The 19,577-nt window shown below is 63.1% G+C and carries 8 protein-coding genes; 3 read left to right on the top strand and 5 right to left on the bottom strand.

Annotated features, from left to right (window positions below):
* Positions 1-896: 896 nt before the first annotated feature.
* The 5 genes from AC5RU9_RS11510 to AC5RU9_RS11490 form a co-directional block, all read right to left on the bottom strand.
* On the bottom strand, positions 897-1,457 hold the full coding sequence (locus tag AC5RU9_RS11510) for a DUF805 domain-containing protein (RefSeq protein WP_494016549.1): 561 nt from the start codon (positions 1,455-1,457) through the stop codon (positions 897-899).
* A gap of 240 nt (positions 1,458-1,697) precedes the next feature.
* Entirely contained in the window at positions 1,698-2,051 is a 354-nt protein-coding gene (locus AC5RU9_RS11505) for a hypothetical protein (protein ID WP_494016548.1), read from the bottom strand.
* A gap of 279 nt (positions 2,052-2,330) precedes the next feature.
* Complete coding sequence (locus AC5RU9_RS11500) at positions 2,331-2,645, bottom strand: hypothetical protein (protein WP_494016547.1); 315 nt, start codon at positions 2,643-2,645, stop codon at positions 2,331-2,333.
* Between the two features lie 2,200 nt (positions 2,646-4,845).
* Positions 4,846-10,395 (bottom strand): DUF6531 domain-containing protein, encoded by a 5,550-nt coding sequence (locus AC5RU9_RS11495; RefSeq protein ID WP_494016546.1) that lies wholly within the window; start codon positions 10,393-10,395, stop codon positions 4,846-4,848.
* A gap of 148 nt (positions 10,396-10,543) precedes the next feature.
* Complete coding sequence (locus AC5RU9_RS11490) at positions 10,544-10,825, bottom strand: hypothetical protein (RefSeq protein ID WP_026547649.1); 282 nt, start codon at positions 10,823-10,825, stop codon at positions 10,544-10,546.
* 234 nt (positions 10,826-11,059) lie between these two features.
* On the opposite strand from AC5RU9_RS11490, the gene AC5RU9_RS11485 reads away from it, so the two are divergent.
* The 3 genes from AC5RU9_RS11485 to AC5RU9_RS11475 are packed head-to-tail and all read left to right on the top strand — an operon-like array spanning position 11,060 to position 19,576.
* Entirely contained in the window at positions 11,060-13,921 is a 2,862-nt protein-coding gene (locus AC5RU9_RS11485) for a hypothetical protein (protein ID WP_494016545.1), read from the top strand.
* Positions 13,918-15,261: a type 1 periplasmic-binding domain-containing protein gene (locus tag AC5RU9_RS11480; RefSeq protein WP_494016544.1), complete on the top strand. Its 1,344-nt coding sequence runs from the start codon at positions 13,918-13,920 to the stop codon at positions 15,259-15,261. The genes AC5RU9_RS11485 and AC5RU9_RS11480 overlap by 4 nt, the downstream gene beginning before the upstream one ends.
* A 25-nt stretch (positions 15,262-15,286) precedes the next feature.
* Entirely contained in the window at positions 15,287-19,576 is a 4,290-nt protein-coding gene (locus tag AC5RU9_RS11475; protein ID WP_494016543.1) for a type VII secretion EssC family protein, read from the top strand.
* The last annotated feature ends 1 nt before the right edge of the window (position 19,577 follow it).

The raw sequence follows: 19,577 nt of genomic DNA, 5'->3' as shown, positions 1-19,577 counted from the left end.
ACCCACGCTGAACGATGACGCGATCGCAACCTGTGAATCGAAAGTCACGCCACGGGATATATAAATCTTTCCGCAGTTTGATGTCTCGATGAGAACGCCCGCTGTGGAGGCCGATCCTCGGGTCCCTCCTGAACTGGATTTAGCGTCTGCGGAGACTATCTTGCATCGCAGACTCTCCACAGCGATGGAATCAAGTGCCGGCATCATCAAGTAAAGTGCGGTAATTGCCAGAAGTGCGATACCGGGCCACTTCCAAAACCACTTCAATTTTGCTCGGCCGGAAGGGTGATTCCGACCGCCGCCTCTCATCATCGCTTCTTTTCCTGTTCTGTGCCGCACCAGTGAACCCGAAGTTATCCCGCCAAGCGGTAGCCTCGCGCTGACGGGATTCCGCTCCCCAGATCCTTCATCACGACGCGCGAGAACCAACCCAGATCGAACTCGAACACGCTGCCTTTTGTGAAAGACGATGCAATCTTCCCTTCGTTTTCGAAAGTTACTCCTTGGGACACCGAAATGCTTCCGCAATTAGAAGTCTGCACTAAAACACCGGCAGTAGATGCTGCCCCCCTCGATCCGCCTGAACTCGTGCGCGGCTCAGCCGAAACCACCTCGCATCGGATACTTTCTACGGCAATGGAGTCCCATACTGGAATGAGGAGAACGAAGATACCCGCGAGGAGTATGGGGACTCCTGCTACCTGCCAGAGCCTCTGAAACTTCCGCCTGGGAGCCTCGCCTTCAGAAGGCATATCTCTTTTGGACATCGTCTTCCTGTCACACCGATGCCAGTAACTGGATGGTGCTGGGTTAGGTGCACCTAGCTGTTCCGAAGATTGCACCGGAACGCATCGATCTGGCGCCATTCACGCAGTGATGAGTATTGCCGTCGCCCGTCAGCGGGGGTCGAAGCGCCGGCCTTCCGCCTTGGACGGCATAAGCGCCAGAATCAAAACAGCCAGTCCGCCGACCATCGGAACAAGCCCAACGAACGCAAGCGGACCCGCAAGATTTGCATCATGCAAACGCCGCCAAAGCAACGACAGCTGAGGCACCACAATGGCCAGCCCCAGAACGACGACGAGAATGAAACCTGCCACCATGAGGCCTCCAGTCGGGGCGTTCACAATACCAGGAGCGGCCTCATAGAACACTTCTTTCCCGGTGGCCGGATCGAAACCCATGGATTGCACCTTAGGGTTCTGCTGAGCCCAGGCGGTGCTGGCCACGAACCCGATGGTCATCATGAGGTATGGGACCACCATCACCAGAAAAACGAAAAGCTGACTCCACCAGAACTCACTCCGCGAGGCGCGACCAGCGAACTTCGCATACTTGGCAAAGAACCGCTTCACCGACTTACCAAACGACGCTCCATATAGAGGACCAGCCAGCTCGCCCGAACCCGTAACCCCCGCAACGCCTCCGCCTGCAGAATCAACAGTCTTCATATCCATCTGTGTTCATGTCCTTCCCAGAAATTATCTATAGAAACCAACATACAACTATCTTCCACATGCAATCGTTCCGCGCCGCAATAATCTCATCTGTAGAAGATGATACGCATGAGCAATACTAATAAACCACCGATCAGAAGTGGAAACCCTCACAAATTAGACCGCCCCGCGAACCCGCCCTGTTTTGGCATCTCAAGCTATCTGGTGCACTGAACATGAAACACAGTCACCAGTCAAAAGCTAACGACGTTCGCCTGCAGTCAGTGTCACACCAATCAATAGGCCGAGAGGGCATCCCGTCCACAGCGCACCGCCCGTCAAGCCGATCACCGAGATAACATGGGAAAGAACTGCGAAGGCTAAGCTGCCTAAGATGATGGTGGCACTAAACGATAACGTTGCGGCGAAGTTGGATTTCCAATACGTCACACATCCAACGCCAAGGGCAGTAGCAATAACGACAATAGCGTTAGCAATCCATACGGATATTCCATATTCTTCAGTCCTATTGACACACAAAACCAGCATGAGAATTCCCGGTATAACGACGCCGCTCCAGTAGTACCATTCCGGAGCGACTCGTTTAGTTGGCACATACACTCTTTGCTTCGAGATTATCTTAGTTCGCTTCCACAACTCGTCAACAATGACATTTGCGCTCAAGCCCGAGCGAGCTGGCTATGGGGCAGCCTTCCTGATTGCTGGCACTTACTTCCGAAATCTAAGGCACAGGCAGCTGTCTATAACCCTTTTTAGAATGCTACCCAGGTAAGTAGCCACCAGCCACAAGTATTCCTTGCGCCATTATGAGCTGTCCAATGAGGCAGGCAAGAACCATTGCTATTCCGAATACGTACACTGCAAACGGCCGCCTCAACCCATATGATGTGCGTCAGGCTTCTTTCCTGCACTCCACAGTCCGAGCAGCACTAGTAGACATGGAATCATTGCAATCTGCATGGGAATGCCGCTTCCGCTCCGATTATACTTTCCGTCATAGGGCATTCGGGTATCCCATGGGACATTTGCAAAAACGAAAAATGCAACTCCGATGCAGATGAAAATTGCAATTAACGAACAAATGCGAAACACTTTGGTCGCTTTTTTTCCTAGTTCCAACTCTTCCTTCGTGAAACGACTGTCATTGCCCCCTTCTCCTGCGTCTGAATTGACATTATCGTTTACCACGCTTCTACTCGATTCCTCTTTCGATAAGCTCTCCGCTCACAGATTTAGCACTCTCAACGATATCCCTAACATGCGCACCGCCGCACGCTGCCAAAGGGTGCGTCATCCAGCCTGGATTAGAGTCCAGATTGGAGGCCCCGGGGAAGCGCGAACTGACCGCGCCTGCTGTACCGTCAAAAAACACTTCATAGATGCCGTATTTTTCGCCGCTGATTCGGTGGTCCACCGAGCCGCCAACTAGAGATCCGCCCGACGATTTGTCACGAAATACATGCCTGTGTTGCCCAGTCCCCCCGATATCCCATTCGTCAGTGCCGCCCGGCCCATCTGCTGGGCCGACAACTGGGATAAGTAACTCCCCGCCCCTGTACTGACACGGGACAACCCCCGCAGTAACCGCAGTCCCAACACGCGAACCCACAGCCGACACAGCTGATCCTGCCCTGGCCGCACCCGACGCATGGGCCCCGAACACAAATACAGTCACCAGCTGAGCGCTATCGCTCTTCTCCAGCGGTCAGTGTCAGTCCAACCAACAGACCGGCTGCAGCACCCGCCCATAACGATCCGTAAGCGACTACGATGACCGGGACAACATGGGAGAGTCCGGCGATAGCCAAGCTTCCTCCTATGATTACGACGCCAAAAGCAACCGCGGAAACAAAGTTTGATTTCAAGTAGGTCAGCCCGCCCACACATAATACGGCGACCATAAAGACGACAATGTTTGCCACCCAGACGGAAAGCCCAAACTCTGGCATTCTTCTAATACATGTAATTAGGACCAGAACAACCGGAAATAGAACCCCCAACCAGTAGTACCATCCGGGGGCTACCCGTTTAGTTGGCACATACGCCCTTCGCTTCGACACTAATTTAGTTCACTTCCACAATTCGTCAACAACGGCATTTGCGCTCAAACCAATCGCTCCGTTCAACACTTCAGTACTCATCCTGCTGCGACGAGGCCGCCGCGGGATGGGCCGTCGTTGCTTTCAGGTCCGCGTCGTTCGGGGGCGGCAATCCGGTCGGGTCAGGAGTGTTGAGTGGATCGCTCCCGGCAGTAGAGGCGGACTTAGCAGCGCGCCCCATGCCAAACCCGGAAAGAGACCTTAACGAGATGTCGCCTCCACCCAAGACCGGAAAATTCACGCCACCACAGAACGGAAGAAATACTAAGTTCCGAAGTAACCGCCTGCAGTAAGGATGGACTGAGCCATGACCCACTGGCCAGCAAGACATGCCATGATCATGACTGTTCCTAGAATGTATGTCCCGATGCGAGATCCCTTTCGCATCCGGTGCGCATCGGGCTCTCTACCGGACCGCCAAAAGAGGAAGAGCACAAGAAACACAATGAGCATGGCCATCTGCATTGGAATCCCGTTGCCAGAGCGATCAAACCTTCCGTCGTAGGGCATTCGCGTGTCCCAAGGGACGTGGGTGAAAACAAACACTGCGATAACCACACAAAGCAGTGTGACAATCACGCAAAGTATGTCTATATATCTACAGGCTTTCCTTCCGAGTCGCAAATCTTCACCCGTGAAATAATCCTTTGCCTCGGAATTCCCATTTGCACCATCCTCGTCATCTTCCACAGTGGCGCCCCTGTTCCTTGCTTTACAGCTCCATTGCCCACAAATTTCACGCATTCAACGATAGCCCCGGCATGCGCCCCACCTAACACTGCCGTGCTGTAGGTCATTCATCCCTTGTCGGGGCTCAGTTCCGGGGGCACCTGGTGCGTGAGAAGCGTCCCGGTGAGGTCAGCGAACCAATCGGTAGTCGCGAGCCGAGGGAATGCCGTTCCTGAGGTCCTTCATCACAACACGAGAGAACCAGCCAATATCAAACTCATAATCAGTGCCGACTCTGAAAGAGGATGCGATTTCCTGTTGATTTTCGAAAGATACACCGTTTGACACGGAGATCGTTCCACAGTTCGACGTTTCGACCAAAACGCCGGCGCTCGAGGCAGATCCTCTAGAACCCCCAGAATTCGTATTCGGCGATGCAGATACCACATGACAACGAAGGCTCTCGACAGCAATCGAGTCCCAAACGGGAATGAGCAGAACGAATAAACCAGTAATCAAAATAAAGACGCCCGTAAGTTTCCAAAATCGCCTAGATCTGCGGTTGCCGATTTGCTGGTGTGAAGCGTCGTTACTGTTCTCCGGCATCATTTTCCTGTTCCTCACCAACCACTTGCACGACGTCCGCTCAGTGGGCCTGTTGCGCCGTTGGCAAATCCTTGAACGGCGCCGTTTATAAGGTCACTCGTGGTCGCAGTACCCGGCTGCAGCTCTGTATTGACTGCACCCACTATTCCACCACCGATCCGATTGACCACCTGCTCAGTCACGACCGAACCCCAATTGTAGGGCGCCCCGCTGTGAGCGCCGCTGGAGATTGGGCCTGTCCAATTAGGCAAGCGGGCGGCCACGTCATCGGCCCATGACGCTCCCGCCTTTCCGACAACCCAGGATCCTCCTGCGCCTGTCAAGAATCCGGTTCCGGCGGTAGCGAAGTAACCTCCGATCGTCTGATCTTCTTTATCGTCAAGTGCATAAGCCACGACATTGCTACCCGACCCACCCGTACCAGCTGACAATGTACTCCGAAGGGTCGTGCTCCCCAGCACGGTGTTTGCCCTAGTCACGAAGTTCGACGTTGAGCCCATGGACGTCGCAACACGGGTTGCGTTCGCCGCACGGGCCAACAGACCGCCGGCGGCCCCACCAAGCCCCCCCGCGACGGCGCCAATTGCGGCATCCTTCCATACCTTGTCCATGTCGACTTTTCCGGAAGAAGCCTTCTGCACAATCACTGAAGCTCCGCCCGATGTCAGGGCCCCCGCAGCCGCTCCGACGAGGGCCATTCCAACGGGTCCACCGACTCCGGTGAACATCAGCCCCACCCCCACGGCAATCGCGGCCCCCGCGGCGACGTATTCCCAGTTATCTTTCCACCAGTCTCCTGCTGCGGCGAGGGCGCCGCGGGAGGAGCCGTCGTAGGCTTTCAGGTCCGCGTCGGTCAGGGGCCGCAGGCCGGTGGGGTCGGTGGTGTTGAGGGGGTTGTTTCCGGCGTAGGCGTAGGGGTTTCCGTCCCAGCCCGCGCCGAGGACGGGGGCGAGGGGGTCGGTGGAGAGGAACCCCCGGGTGGTCGGGTCGTAGGCGCGGGCGCCGAGCCATTCGAGTCCGGCGATGTCGATCCCGCCACCGGCGGTCAAGGCGATCCCGGCGGGCAACAGACCACCCAGCCCGGCACCGTTTGTTGCGGGGCTACCGGGGGTGGGGTTGGTGGGGGTGCCGAGGGCTGCCCAGGGGTCGTGTTGGTCGGTGGGTCGGGCGGCACGCCACCCGGGCGCGGTGAAAGCGTCACCGATGCCGGTGACGCCGCCGGGCAGGGAGAGCACCTGGGTGCTGTTGGCACCGGCGAGGGTCGGGACGGGTGCTGCGGTGTCCCACCACAACGGTGCCCCGTCCACGGTGGCGAGTTCACCGAGCGCGTCCACGTGCAACCGGTGCCGGGCTTGTTCGGCCCCGTCCCGGTCCTTTTCGAGGGTGCCGGTGAGGTAGCCGGTGGGACCCCAGGCGTATTCGGTCCAGGACCCGTCCGGCCCGATCACCCGCACCCGGCGCCCCAACCCGTCATACACGTACTCGGTGACAGAACCGTCAGGTTCCGTCACCGCAAGAAGCTGCCCTGCGGCGTCGTACTCAAACGTGCGGGCCCCGGCGGGGGTGGTTTCGCGGAGCAGCCGGCCCCCGGCGTCGTACTCCCAACCCACCACCGCAGAAGTGGTTCCCGTTCCAGCAGCGGCGGTGGTGGAGGCGGTGGTGAGTTGCCCGGCGGTGTCGTACCCGTACCGGGTGGTGACCCCGCCCCGGGACAGGGCAGTAATCCTGCCGCCGTCCTCCCGGCCGATCAGGGTCACATCAGCAGACCCCGGGTCATCGGCGTGGGTGCGGGTGTGCTCGACCAGTGCCCCATCCCGGTACACCCATTCCTGTGAGTATTTCCCGGCGGTCGCGGACGTGACCCGGCCGGAGGGGTCATGGGTGAAGGTGGCGTCCCCGAGCAACGGGTTCGACACGGCCGTGACCCTGCCGGCGCGGTCGCGGGTGTAGCGGGTGGTCCCGGCACCGGTGGTGAAACCGGTCCGGTTCCCGTCCCCGTCGTACTCCCACGTCAGGGTCTGGTCACCGGTGGTGCGGCGGGTGAGGAGGCCGCGGCGGTCGAAGCACAGTTCGTGTTCGACCGCGTACCCGGCCCCGCCCGTGTGGTCGGTGATAACCATCCTGCGGGCGGGAAGGTCGCGTTCGATGGCGGTGATCAGGGACCCGTCCACCGAGATGGACGCTTCCCGCCCGGCCGGGTCGTAGGTCCAGGTGGTCGTGTGCCCGTCCGGGTCCGTTTGGGAGATCTGCCGCCCGGCCGGGTCATACCTGGCCGTCGTGACACGGCCGAGCGAGTCAGTGACGGTCTCGACCTGGTCCGTGGCCGTGTACGTGCGGGTGGTCACCCCACCTGTGGGGTCCGTGATCTTCGTGAGGCGGCCGCGGGTGTCGTACTCGAACCGGGTCCTGCCCCCGACCCCGTTCGTCGTGGCCACCAGTTCCCCGGCGGTGTTGTAGGTGAAGCGGCGGGTCCCGTACCAGGGATCCTGGGAAAAACTCAACCGCCCGCACTTGTCGTACCCGTACCGGGCCGTGCCCTCCCCCGGAGTGTGCTTCGCGGTCAACCGCCCGCACGCGTCGTAGGCGAACGTTTCGACCTCCCCGCTCGGCAGTGTCCTCGCCGTGAGGCGCTGATCGACGTCGTAGGACAGTTCCGTGACCGCCCCGACCGGGTCAATACTGCGGAACGGCCGGCCGCAGTGGTCGTACTCGTACCGGGTCACCGCCCCGGCCGGGGAGGTGATCGAGGTGATCTTTCCCGCCGAGTCGCGGCCCAGGACCGTCAACCCGCCCTCCCCATCGACCAACTCGACCGGGTTCCCCGCCGCGTCATAGGACACCAGCTCCGCAGACCCGTCCACGGACTCAACCCGCGTCGGGCGCCCGTACTCATCAAAACTGAACGCGGTGGTGGTGAAGGCGTCGGTCAGGGACGCGGTCCCGGCCCTCCGGTCCGTCACCGCCCCGGTCCGGACCCCGGTCGGATCCACGACGGCGGTCAGCGCACCGACCGTGTCGTACTCCCGCACCCAGTCATGCCCGCCCGGATCCGTGATACCCACCAGCCGGGAAAGGTCGTCGTGGGTGAACCCCCACCGACCCCCGTCCGGCAACACCGCGGCCGTGAGGTTCCCGAGCTCATCAAACACCCGCTCCACGACCCGACCGAGCGGGTCCGTGGTGCTCACCAGTTCACCGTGGGGCCCGTACCCGAACACGGTCCGGCCCCCGTCCGGGGCGATCACCGCGGTGATCCGGCCCGCGGTGTCATGCTCAAACGAGACCACCGCCCCGTCCGGGTCCACCCACCGCACCAACACCCCGGCAGCGTCATAACTGAACCGGGTCTCCGCCCCCGACGGGCTCACCGCGGTCACCGGGCGCCCGGCCTGGTCCCGGACGATCCGGGCCACATCGCCGGCGGCGTTGCGCGTCGCGGTCAAGTCCCCGAAGTCGTCGTACTCGAACCCGATCGTGACCCCGGCCGGGTCGGTGACCTGGGTCAGGAGCCCGTCCCGCCACCCCAGTACGGTCCGGCCACCCAGCGGGTCCACCACCGCGGACGGGTCCCGGGACAGCTCATCAGCGTACTCGTACGTCACGGTCGCGCCGGTAGCAGTCACCAAAGTGGTCAGGCGGTCCTGGGCGTCCCAACCGTATGTCAGGTCCGCGCCCTCCGGGGTCACCGTGCGGGTCTTCCGGCCCCGGGCGTCATACCCGTGGACCGTGACCGCACCGTCACGCTCGGTCAAGGACACCAGGTTCCCGTGCCCGTCATAGGCCATGGACTGGCGCCGGTCCTCCGCATCCAGGACCCCCACCAGGCGGCCCTTGGAATCAGCAACCCACGAATTCGACCGGGACCCGTCCTCATCCGAGACCACCGTGACCCGGCCCGGCAAATACGCGAACCGTGTCCGCCGCCCATGCGCCGTGACCTGCAAAACCACCCGCCCGGCCCCGTCATAGCTATTCTCGGCCTCCACCACACCCGCAGCAGAAACCACCGAGGAGATCAGACCGGCCTCGTTCCACTCATACGTGCGAGTGCCGGTCTCCGTGCCCACACTGGTCAGGCGGCCCTCGGCGTCGTACCCGTACTGGACCCGGCGCCCGTCCGAGGAACGCACCACACCAACCACACCGTCGACGTAATCGATCTCCACGAACCGGCCCCGCACATGCACCAACCGGTCAACCACCCCTGGCCCGCCGTCATCGAGACCGTCACTGCGGTGGGCGGAGATGGTCCGGCCGGGTCCGGCCCCGGTCCCGAGCCACACCCCGCCGGTCGTGTAAGCCCACCAGGTGCCCTGGTTATCGGCCACGACCAACACCTCAGACACACCCGCAGGGATGGAGGTCAGCTCCGCCAGGCGCGGCGCGCCGGCCGAGTGGCGGGTGAGCCAAAAGTTCTCCCCGACCGCGCGGGCCCACCCGGTACCCTCGCGGGGGAAGTCCACCGCCCTGCCGTCGGCCATCAGCCACCGGCACCGTTCATCCGAGAAGACCAGGTGCTGGTCCAGCACCGACACCCAACCCGGACCAAACACCCCGGGGGTGTCCAGGCCGGAGCCCAGGGAGTTATACATCCGGGTCACCGCCAGATCAGCGGCCGCCCCGGCGAACCCGAGATCGGTTTCGGGTTCGATGAAGTTCCCCGTGGCCGTGTTCACCGGATCGTTCGCATACCCACTGGTGGGCATCGCCCCGGCCGCCGTGGGCGGGTCAATGACCAACCCGGTCCGGGTCCCGGACACCCCCGCCGCGGCCAACGCCTCACCCACCGCCGCGTCCGACAGGGTCGAAACCGCGCCCTCACCGCCGGCAGCAGCGAACGCGTCCGCGACCACCACCGCCCACGCCGCGTCCGCCTCATTCGCCACCAGATACTGCCGGAACGCCGTAATTACACCCGCCGCGTCGATCCGGCCCCAGGAACACTGCCCCGCGAACGAGGACAACTCCCCCTCCAAGGACCCCGGAACCGACGCCACCGCCTCATCCAGGCCACGCGAGGCAGCCGCGAACGAACGCAACGACTCCGGACGGGCCGAAGACGTCCCGCCCCCGAACCCGCCACCCGGGGCAGGAGTCTGCCGGGACCCCGGTACCGGGGACTCGGAAGGGAACGACGGCGCACTGCCCGGCTCCATATTCGGACGCGGCGCCTCACCACCCCACGCATCCCCGATCAGCTCGAAAAGATTGCGGTTGTTATGCCGGCGCACCCACTCGTTATTCTCCCGCCGCCGGGCATCCTCCTCCCGCGCCGCGTCGATCATGGTCCCCACATACCCCGCGACCGTCCGCAACGCCGCCGCCAAAGACTCAGCATCCCGGGCAGCGGTGGCCGCGTTCGCGGCGAACACTTCCGAGAAATGCCCCCGGAAATCCTCCCCCGCACCCGAAACCAACGGGCCCCGTGAGCCCGAATGCTCCAAAACCCGCGACGCTGCGGACTCAAAAGCACCCTTCACCGACTCGGCAACCCCATACACAAACCGGCCACCATGACCAGCACCGGAATCAGGCAACAACGGCATCTCAACGAACTCGGTCACAACCACAGCCCCCCCCCACAGAACAAGAACGCGAACACAACCAACAAACCCACCAAACCGCACCACCACAGCGCAACGGCCAGGTGACCGTGCCGCACCCTCAGCGCGGCACGATCACCCGGCCACCACACTCACACCAACAAACGAATCAAGCCCCACCACCAGCCGAGAAAATATCCTGCGAAATCTTCTGCAACTGACCCCGCAACTGCTCCAACTCCTCTTTGGCCTTATCCAACGCAGCCTTCGTCTCCGGCCACGTCGAACCACGGAACTCAGCAGCCAACGGACCATCCCACACATTCGGATCCGACAACACACGACCCTGCGCATCCAACGCCGAAATCTGATCCGTAAAACCACCAGTAATAATCGACTGCACCTGACCAATAGCAGCCTTGGCCTGCTCAGTAGACAACACACGCGACATAGAACTTTCCTCCCAATAAGAACAATCGCAACACCCAAGCCAAAAAACCCAGGCAACCGAACGCCCCTTAAACTACCAACACCACCCAATAAATCCAACAAACAGACAAACAACCTGTGGAAAAGAGTAGGGTCGTGTGACCTGAGGGATGCCCAAGGAGCCCGATTAGTCCATTCGTCAGCGCAACCCCGTATGATACTCAAGGCACCGTGAACGGAATGAGGGGGACGATCCATGCCCAGGCAGGCTAGTTTTAACCAGTACAACCCGGGGCGTCGCATCCCTCCGGGTCGCGCTCTTGGTATCGCATTGGTTGCACTGGGAATGGTCGCGACGACGTCATGCACCCCGACACCCAAGCCCGAGCCGGTAGAGAACCCCGTCAAACTCCTGCAGAGCGTCCGCGTAGGCCTGTCCTCGGCCGCCGGAGTGCACACGGTGGAAGGCACCACCATCTCGGTCTCTGCAGCGGGCGAATCCTCTGCGGAGAACACCACTTACGACGCCGCCCAAGTAGTGGGCGAACTGCCGGTCCGTGTGAGCCTGCAATACCGCGCCGGAGAGAAGTCGGGCTCCGACCTCGCCGAGCTCAAAGGCCATACCGGTCCGGTGGAGATCAACCTGACGCTCGAGAACCTCACCGTCAAGCCACAGACCATCCAGTACGACGCCGCAGGCCAGGCCCGTTCCGACACCGCCCTGGTGGGCGCGCCACTGACCGTCGCCGCATCGACGAAACTGCCGGGCCTCCGGGCGGACGACGTCACTCCGGGCTCTGCCGATGGCACCACAGGAACCAACGGTGTCCTGAGCAGCACCGAGGATGGCGCCACCGTCGTCCAATGGGCCACCGTGCTGGCTCCCCCACGCTCCGGTGCCAGCACCACGCTGCGTCTCGCCGCGGACGTGAAGGACTTCCAGGTTCCCGAAATCGATGTGGCCGTGCAGCCGGGCCTGAACACGGACCTCAGTGCCAACGGAGTACTTGCCAGCGCGTTTTCCTCGGGCTCGGGTTCGGAGATGGAACTTCAACGGCGCACCATCTCCGTGGTATCGGACGTCAACACGGTCCTGGCGAAGGCCGGATCCACCATCACCGAGGTCCGCCGCAACCTGCAGGCAACGTCCCAAACCCTTGGAGCCAAGACCGCAGGCGAGCTCCGCGACAACTCACAGGCCCTGGCCGGGACAATGAAGGACCTGAAGCAGCAACTGAAGGTTCTGGGTTCGGACTTGGAGGCATCAACAAACGCCACCCAATCCACCACCATGTCCCAGCTGAAGCTAACGGTCTCCGCGGTAGACGCGATGCTTGGTGACACCTCCGCCACACCCCCGATAGCTCCCATCACCGGTGACGGTTGCACCGCCGAGGTGGCCAAAGCGGCGCCCGCGGCCACGGTGTACTCCAGCGTCCTCACCATGTCCTCACAACTGGATGCCTACGCGAAAGTCAGCGCAAGTTGCCGGGACACGGTAGCCAGCGCCCTCAAAGCCACCATGGGTCCCGAAAACCCGAGCCAGGCGGAGTGCGCAGCCCAGGGTTCCATGACGTGTTCACTCTACGGTTCGGCTGTCACTGTCACAGGTGCGCTTCTGGGCTTGGTGCAGAAGGGCGACGAACTCGTTTCCGGCCTTCAGCCGCAGGTCATTGAAGGTGCGATCAAAGACCAGGCGAGTTCCGCCGTCGCACTTGAAAAGGTGCGCGCCGACCTCGGTGCGATGCTTGACGGCTCCGGGACGTCCCAGGATTACAGCAAGGCACTCGCAGCGCTGGAGGCGGCGATCAAGTCGTCCACTGACTCTGCAACCGCGACCCGTAAAGCCGCGACAGCGGCCCAAAACAGCGTTGATACCCTCAGGCAAAAATTGCTCGCCATCGCCACGCGTGCCAAGACGGCCAAGGGCGAATTGGGCCAAGGATCGTGGCTGAACGGCTCCATGCTCCAGCAGAACCAAAAACTGGCTGATGAACTCTGCAAACTGTCCGACAACGGCCTCATCCCCGGCAAGGGCAAGCTCTCTGCCAAGGACGTTGAGCGCCTGCGCTCTTACCTCACTTCGGTTCCCTGCGAACCGACCGATGCAAACGGCAATCCTTCACCCCAGCTGAACACGCCCCCGGGCTTCAAGGAACCCCTTGACGTCCGGCTGGAGGGCCAGTCAGCTGCCTGGGACGAAGTCCTTGCAGCCACCGATACCACCGCTGCTGACCAGGCGATTGGCCAGGCATTCACAGCCCTGGGGACCACCTTCGACGATGCCGATACCAAGCTCGAAGCGGTTAGGTCAGCAGTCAAGACGCTCGACGGCGCCGCAACAGGAAGCGTCAACGGCACCAAAAAGGGACTTGAGTCCCTGGACGCTGCCCTCGCCAAAGCGATCGACTCCTCCGGCACAGTGACAACGGCACTCGCGAAGCTGAAAGAGCAGCAAGACATGCTCGGCGACAAGATCAAGGAATCTCTCCGCGACGTTTCGGCTGAAACCGCCGCAGAGGTCTACAAGACCGTGGGCGAACAAGTGCGCCAGGTTGCCGAGATCGGCGACGCCAGCTCCGAGGCAGTTACGACCGCTTTCAACCGGTCCATCTCAGGACTGAAGTCCACCTCGGATGACGTTGTGAAGGATGCCGAGGGAACCGTCAACAAACAGCGGGACGAGTTGTTGGGACAGAGCGGTGACCTGGCGGCCGCCGTGTCCAAGAGCACCCAGGCCTCCTTGGACAACATCGCCTCCAGCACGTCAGGCTCCACCCGCGACGTTGAGGGCGCCAGCGCCCTGCTGGCCTCAAGCCTCAACAAAGTGATGCTGGATCTTGGCGACCGCTCCGTAAACGGATCAGGTTTGCTCGGCTCCATGGCCACCAGCGCGGCGAAAGCGGACACCGCAGACTTCCAGTTGGCCCTGGCATCCCAGAACGCAGAAGGCTACGCCAACATCCGTTCACGCGATGTCGCGGGCCTCCTGCTTCGGCAGGCACAGTTCAAAGCCTCGCTCACTGCCATGGACGAACTGCCACCGTTCAAACTCGAGGTTCCCGCAGGTGCGACCTCCCAGACCCTGTACACGCTGAAGATCGGCGGCGCGGCATGAGCCCCCGGAACCGTCTCTTCGCCCTGATCGCTGCGGGAGTCGCCGTCGTGGTTGCTGCCGCCGTGGTCCTGACCCTGACGCTGAACCGCCCTGCGGAGGCGCCGCGGCCCGATCCCGTTGCCGCCACGGTTCCCGTAGCGCTGAAGGCTGACGGCCTGCCGTCAGACTTTTCGATCGGCGTCGTCATGACCTTCGGCCAGTCCGGCGAGCCCGGCACCGAATACAACCGCGCAGCACAGGGCGCGGTGGTTGCAGCTCAGCGTTTCGGCCAAGGTGGCGCAAAAGTCGCCCTCCCAACCCAGAACGACCGCGGCACGGAAGACGGCGCCCGCGCCGCCGTCGCGGCGTTGGCGGAGCAGGGAGTGTCCGGCATCGTCGTGGCCAGCACAGGTCCGCAGTCCGTTGCGGCCGCAAAAGCAGCCGAGGAGCGAGGTGTCCCGGTGATCCTGCCGTACGCCCAGCCGTCAGAACCGGGGCAAGCCACCTGGACCACCGGCCCAACAGGAGCCTCGGTGGACGGCGCCCTCCAAAAAGCCTTGAGTGGCAAGAACCGGGTGTTGTTGGTCAACGACGGCGGACCGGTCCCCGCGTCCGTCACGATCGCCGACACGCTGGCGCTGGAGGGCTTCTCCGATGTGGCTGGCCTGGCCCAGGAAGCGGCGATCCGTACAGGCGACCAGCTCCGTCCGCCGGCCAAGGATGCGCCGGCGGACGCCGAAGGCATCCGGACAGCCAACCCGGCGGACGCCGTCGTGGTGTCAGCGGCAACGCCGCAGCGCTTGGCGAAGCTGGTCCAGGCCCTGCAGTCACGTGACGTGTCAGTGCCGCTGGTGCTTCCCGACGGCGCCACCAGCCCCGCGTTCGCGTCCTCGCTTTCCGAGCTGGACGGCACAGCTTCCGGTCAGCTGATCAGCATTGCTGCAGCGACGGGCGATGCAATCGCCCTCCAGCAGGACGCCCAGGGACGCGGAATGTCCGCTTTCCTTTCAGGCATCAGGTTGGCCACCGGGAATCCGGCGATCAAAAACCTGACGGACGATACCCCGTTCTCAGCAGACGCCTGGGCCGCCGACGCCCGCAGCCATGACGCCGTAGTGGCCCTGGTCCGCGCAGCTGCACTGGCCGGGAGCAAGGAACCGTCGAGGGTCGCAGCGTCACTGCGCACTCTGTCCTTCGGTCCCGGCGAAGGGCTCGCCGGACCAGACCTGGACTTCACGCGATCCCAGGCGCTGACCGCTGAACCAGCTCCGGTCTACGCCTCTCCCCAGGATCTGGGTCTTCGTCCGGCGGACGAGAAGGCGCCGCGGCTCGTCTGGGTACCGGCACCAGCCAACCCTTAACCAACCACTACAGTAGGAGCTCCCGGTGCGTGTGCTGATCGACCTGGACGACCGTCGATTCGAGTGCGAGGTTGCCCGTGCCGCGCCCGCCACCACGTTGTCCGACCTCGTGGAGGCCGCCGGCGGACCGCGGGTTGCTCCTGATGAGCCGGTGTTTGTCAATGAAACAGAGGTGCGTGGTGCGACGCCGCTGTCCGAGCTGATTCTGCTGGAAGGTAGTCGGATCTCCCGGGCGCCGTGGCCGGTGCCGCAGCGTGTCCGCGGCTGGACCCTGACGCTGGCCGGCGGTCAGCGGACGGGTGGTGTGGTGGACGTTCCCCGGAACCGGGACATGCTGATCGGCAGGTCGCCCCACGCGGATCTCAGCCTCCCCACCGAAAGCGCGTCGTGGGATCACTTCCGGATCCACCGCGAAGATGACGCGCTTCGTGTGCTGGATGGCGGCTCCACCAACGGCACATTGGTCAATGGGGAACCTGTAGGCGAGGACGGAGTCCTTGTCACGCAGACGGCCACCATCACGGCAGGCGGAACGGTCCTGCTCCTCCGCCCGGCGTTGGAAGAGACGCCTGCTCCCGCCCCCGGCAGCCTGCATAACCTGACGCCCGCATCCACAGCCCCCTTCAACAGGCCACCGCTTCCCGGGCGCGCTCCGGCCGGCGATCCGTTGGTTCCCCCGGCCCGCAAGGATGTTCCGCCAGCGAACAAGTTCAGTTACATCACTGTGCTGGCTCCGTTGGTCATGGCGGTTGCGATGGTCATGATCCTCAGGGACATGCGCTTCGCCATGTTCGCAATGCTCAGCCCGGTGATGGCGGTGGGCATGTGGTTTGAGCAGAAGCGCCGCCACGCCCGCGGCCTCAAGGAAGAGGCAGAGCGTTTCGATGGTGCGCTCAAGGAGTTTGAGCAGCAGATCCGCAAAGCCGCAGAAGTGGAAACTGCCCGACGCCACAGGATGGTTCCCGATCCTGCAACAGTGGTCCGGCGTCCGGCCCTTCCGGCCACGTCACTGTGGCAGCGCCGTGCGGACTCGGAGGACTTCCTGGCCTTGCATGCAGGTACGGGTGACGTGCCGTGGAAGCCGGAGGTTGACCGGGCAGCGGGCTCGCGCCCGGACGAAAAGGTCAAGGAAACACTCTCGGCAGCCAGACTTTTGGCCGCCCCTGTGCTGGTGGACCTGACCGACGCCGGTGTGGTGGGCATTGTTGGTTCACGGGAGGGAGCACTAGCGTTGGCCCGCTCCCTGGTGGCCCAGGCCGCGGTCCATGTTGGTCCGGCAGACCTGACGATAGGTGTGTTCTGCGACGCCGGGCGGGCCGACGAATGGGAATGGGCCTCGTGGCTCCCGCACAACCGCCAAACAGGCAGCAGCACCGGCGAGCGCTGGATGTCAGCGCACCGTGAAAGCAGCCTTGCCATGTTGCGGACACTCAAGGATTCCGTGGAAGAACTGCCCACCCCGGCGCTCATGGTGGTCCTGGATTCCGATGTCCTTACCGAGGGCAGGGATGCTCCGGCCCGTGCGTTGCTCGGCATGGGCCGCTCCGTTCCCGGCGGCCACGTCAACCCGCAGAAGCGCCCACCCCGCGTGGCTGGAATCGTCATCGCAACATCCGAGGAGCAACTGCCTGCCTCCTGCACCACCATCATCAGGGTAGGTGCCGACGCCGCCGCCACGGTGGACCAGCCCGAGGACCTGACCCGCGTGGAGGACGTCATTTTGGCGGGCCTCGACCAGGAAGAGGCCCTGCGTTGCGCCACGCGCTTGGCACATTTTGACGACCCCGAGCTCAGCGTCCCCGGCGCCTCTCTGCCCTCGCTGGTCCGGCTGCCCGGGCTCCTGGGTTACGAACGCCCCGACGCAGCCACGGTCCGCCGCCTGTGGCAGGCACCCTCCGGCGTTTCCACACCTATCGGCACCGGGGAAAACGGGCCATTGACCCTGGACCTCGTCAAGGACGGCCCGCACGGCCTGGTGGGCGGCACCACCGGCTCCGGCAAGTCCGAATTCCTGCGCTCCCTCGTAGCCGGCCTCGCTGCCCGCAACGATCCAACTCGATTGAACTTCATCCTGGTCGACTTCAAGGGTGGAGCCGCCTTCAAAGCCTGCGAGCTCCTCCCCCACACCATCGGAACCATCTCCAACCTGGATGAGCAACTCGCAGACCGGGCCCTGATCGCCTTGGAGGCAGAGATGGAGCGCCGCCAACGGGTATTCGCGGAGGCAGGCGAGGGAATCGACAACCTCAGTGCCTACCTGGCGACGAACCCCGCCGAGCCGATGCCGCGCCTGCTGCTGGTAGTCGATGAGTTCGCGATGCTGGCCAAGGAATTCCCGGATGTGCTCACTGCGCTTGTCAGCATTGGCGCAGTGGGACGCACCTTGGGAGTCCACATGATCCTGGCCACTCAGCGTCCGGCCGGTGTGGTGAGCGATGACATCCTCGCTAACACCAACCTCCGCGTGGCGTTGCGTGTCCAGAGCCGCGATGACTCCAACAACGTCATCGGAGTACCCGCTGCGTCTGCCATTGGCCGGGCACAGATGGGCCGCGCCTTCGTGAAGCTTGGCCAGGACGACATCACGCCCGTCCAGACCGCGCTGGTCACCGGACAGGCGCAGCTCGACGGCGGTCCCGCCGTCGACGTCCGGGACATCCGGCAGTTCGGCGTCCCCGCGCCCGCACCGGCACTTGCCCGGTCCGCTGCTGCGGACGAGAACGACCTGGACCTCCTCATCGACGCCGTCGTCGAAGCCAACGCGGAGGCCGGCTACGCCCCTCCCCGCCAGGTCTGGCCGGAGGCATTGGGCGAACGCGTGGAGCTGGATGGCTTTATGGCGGACACCGCTACGGCAGGCACGGGAACCGTTGACCTTCCAAGGGTCGGGCAGGTGCAAGGCTCCAGCGTCCTGGTCACCCTTCTTGATGAGCCGGAGCTGCAACGTCAGTCCGCGGCCGGGTGGGACATGTCCGTTGGGAACCTGATGCTGATGGGCGTTGCCGGCTCCGGTACCAGCACCACTCTTGCGTCCATCGCCCTTGCCCTTGCCAAGGATGCGGACCCAGCCGATCTCGATCTGATGATCCTGGACATGGGTTCGGGGGACCTCGAAACGCTTAAGCGCCTGCCCCACACCGTGGCATATGTGGGAACCGGTGCCGGTGCCAAGGAGCAACAAGCGCGCTTCCTGCGGCACCTGAATACCGAGTTGGAAAGTCGAAGGGCAGCGCCGGGTACGCATCGCCGGACCGTGGTGCTGCTTGACGGCCTGGCGTCCCTGCGCGATGAGTTCCAGGACTTTGAAGGGCAGCAGCTCCTGGGCCTGTTGTACCGGGCGTATGCGGACGGGCCCGCCCTGGGCCTGTCCTTCGCTGTCACCACCACCCGCGCCAAGGCTGTTCCCTCTGTCATGAACGAGGTGACCCTGCAGAAGTGGCTGTTCCGGCTCGCCGACAACTACGACTACTCCTCGCTGGGTGTCCGGGCGAAGAACGTTCCCGCGGCGCTCCCCGGACGGTGCGTGGATCCTCGTACGTCCTTGCAAATGCATGTTGCAACGCCCGGAATCGGCCTCCGGGCGGCTGTGGACCGTGTGCGGCAGATCTGGGGGGACGCACCCGCCAAGACCACGGCGATCAGGAGCCTGCCCACCGACGTCACCATGGCGGATTTGGGCGTGAAGCCACAGCTGGAGACCGAGCCGTGGCACATCCCGGTGGGAATCCGCGAAACGGACCTGGCCCCTGCCTTCCTGGAAATCTACGAGGGTGAGCATGCCCTGATCGCAGGGCCGGCCCGTTCGGGAAAATCCACGTTGCTCCTTGCCTTGGCCGATGCTGTCCGGGGCGCGGCCACCTCCCGGGGACCCGCGCAGGTCTGGGGCATCTGCGACCGCCGCTCACCGTTGGCCACTGCTGATCTGGACCGCATAGCCGTGGGCGTGGACGAGGTTCCAGCGTTGCTGGCCTCGCTGCGGATCGAGCGCGGCCCTGTGTTTTTGTTGATCGACGACGCCGAACGCTTTGAAGACACCGATCAGTCCATTGCGGGAATCGTGGCTTCCGGACCTCCGGGGCTCTGCATCGTTGCTTCAGGACGTGCCGCTGACCTCCGCGGACTGTACAGCCACTGGAGCAAGTCCATCCGAAAGTCACGGTTGGGCGTTCTGCTCCAGCCCGACGTCAATTACGACGGCGAACTGCTGGGTGCCACTCTTCCGCGGAAGGCACCTGTGGCCTTGACCGCCGGACGCGGGTACTTAGGGGTGGGCGGGCAGATGTCGCTGATCCAGTCGATAAGCCCGGGCAGCTAGG

This window comes from Arthrobacter sp. B0316-5-4 (genome assembly GCF_059090325.1).
This window is presented reverse-complemented; position numbering and strand designations above follow the sequence as displayed.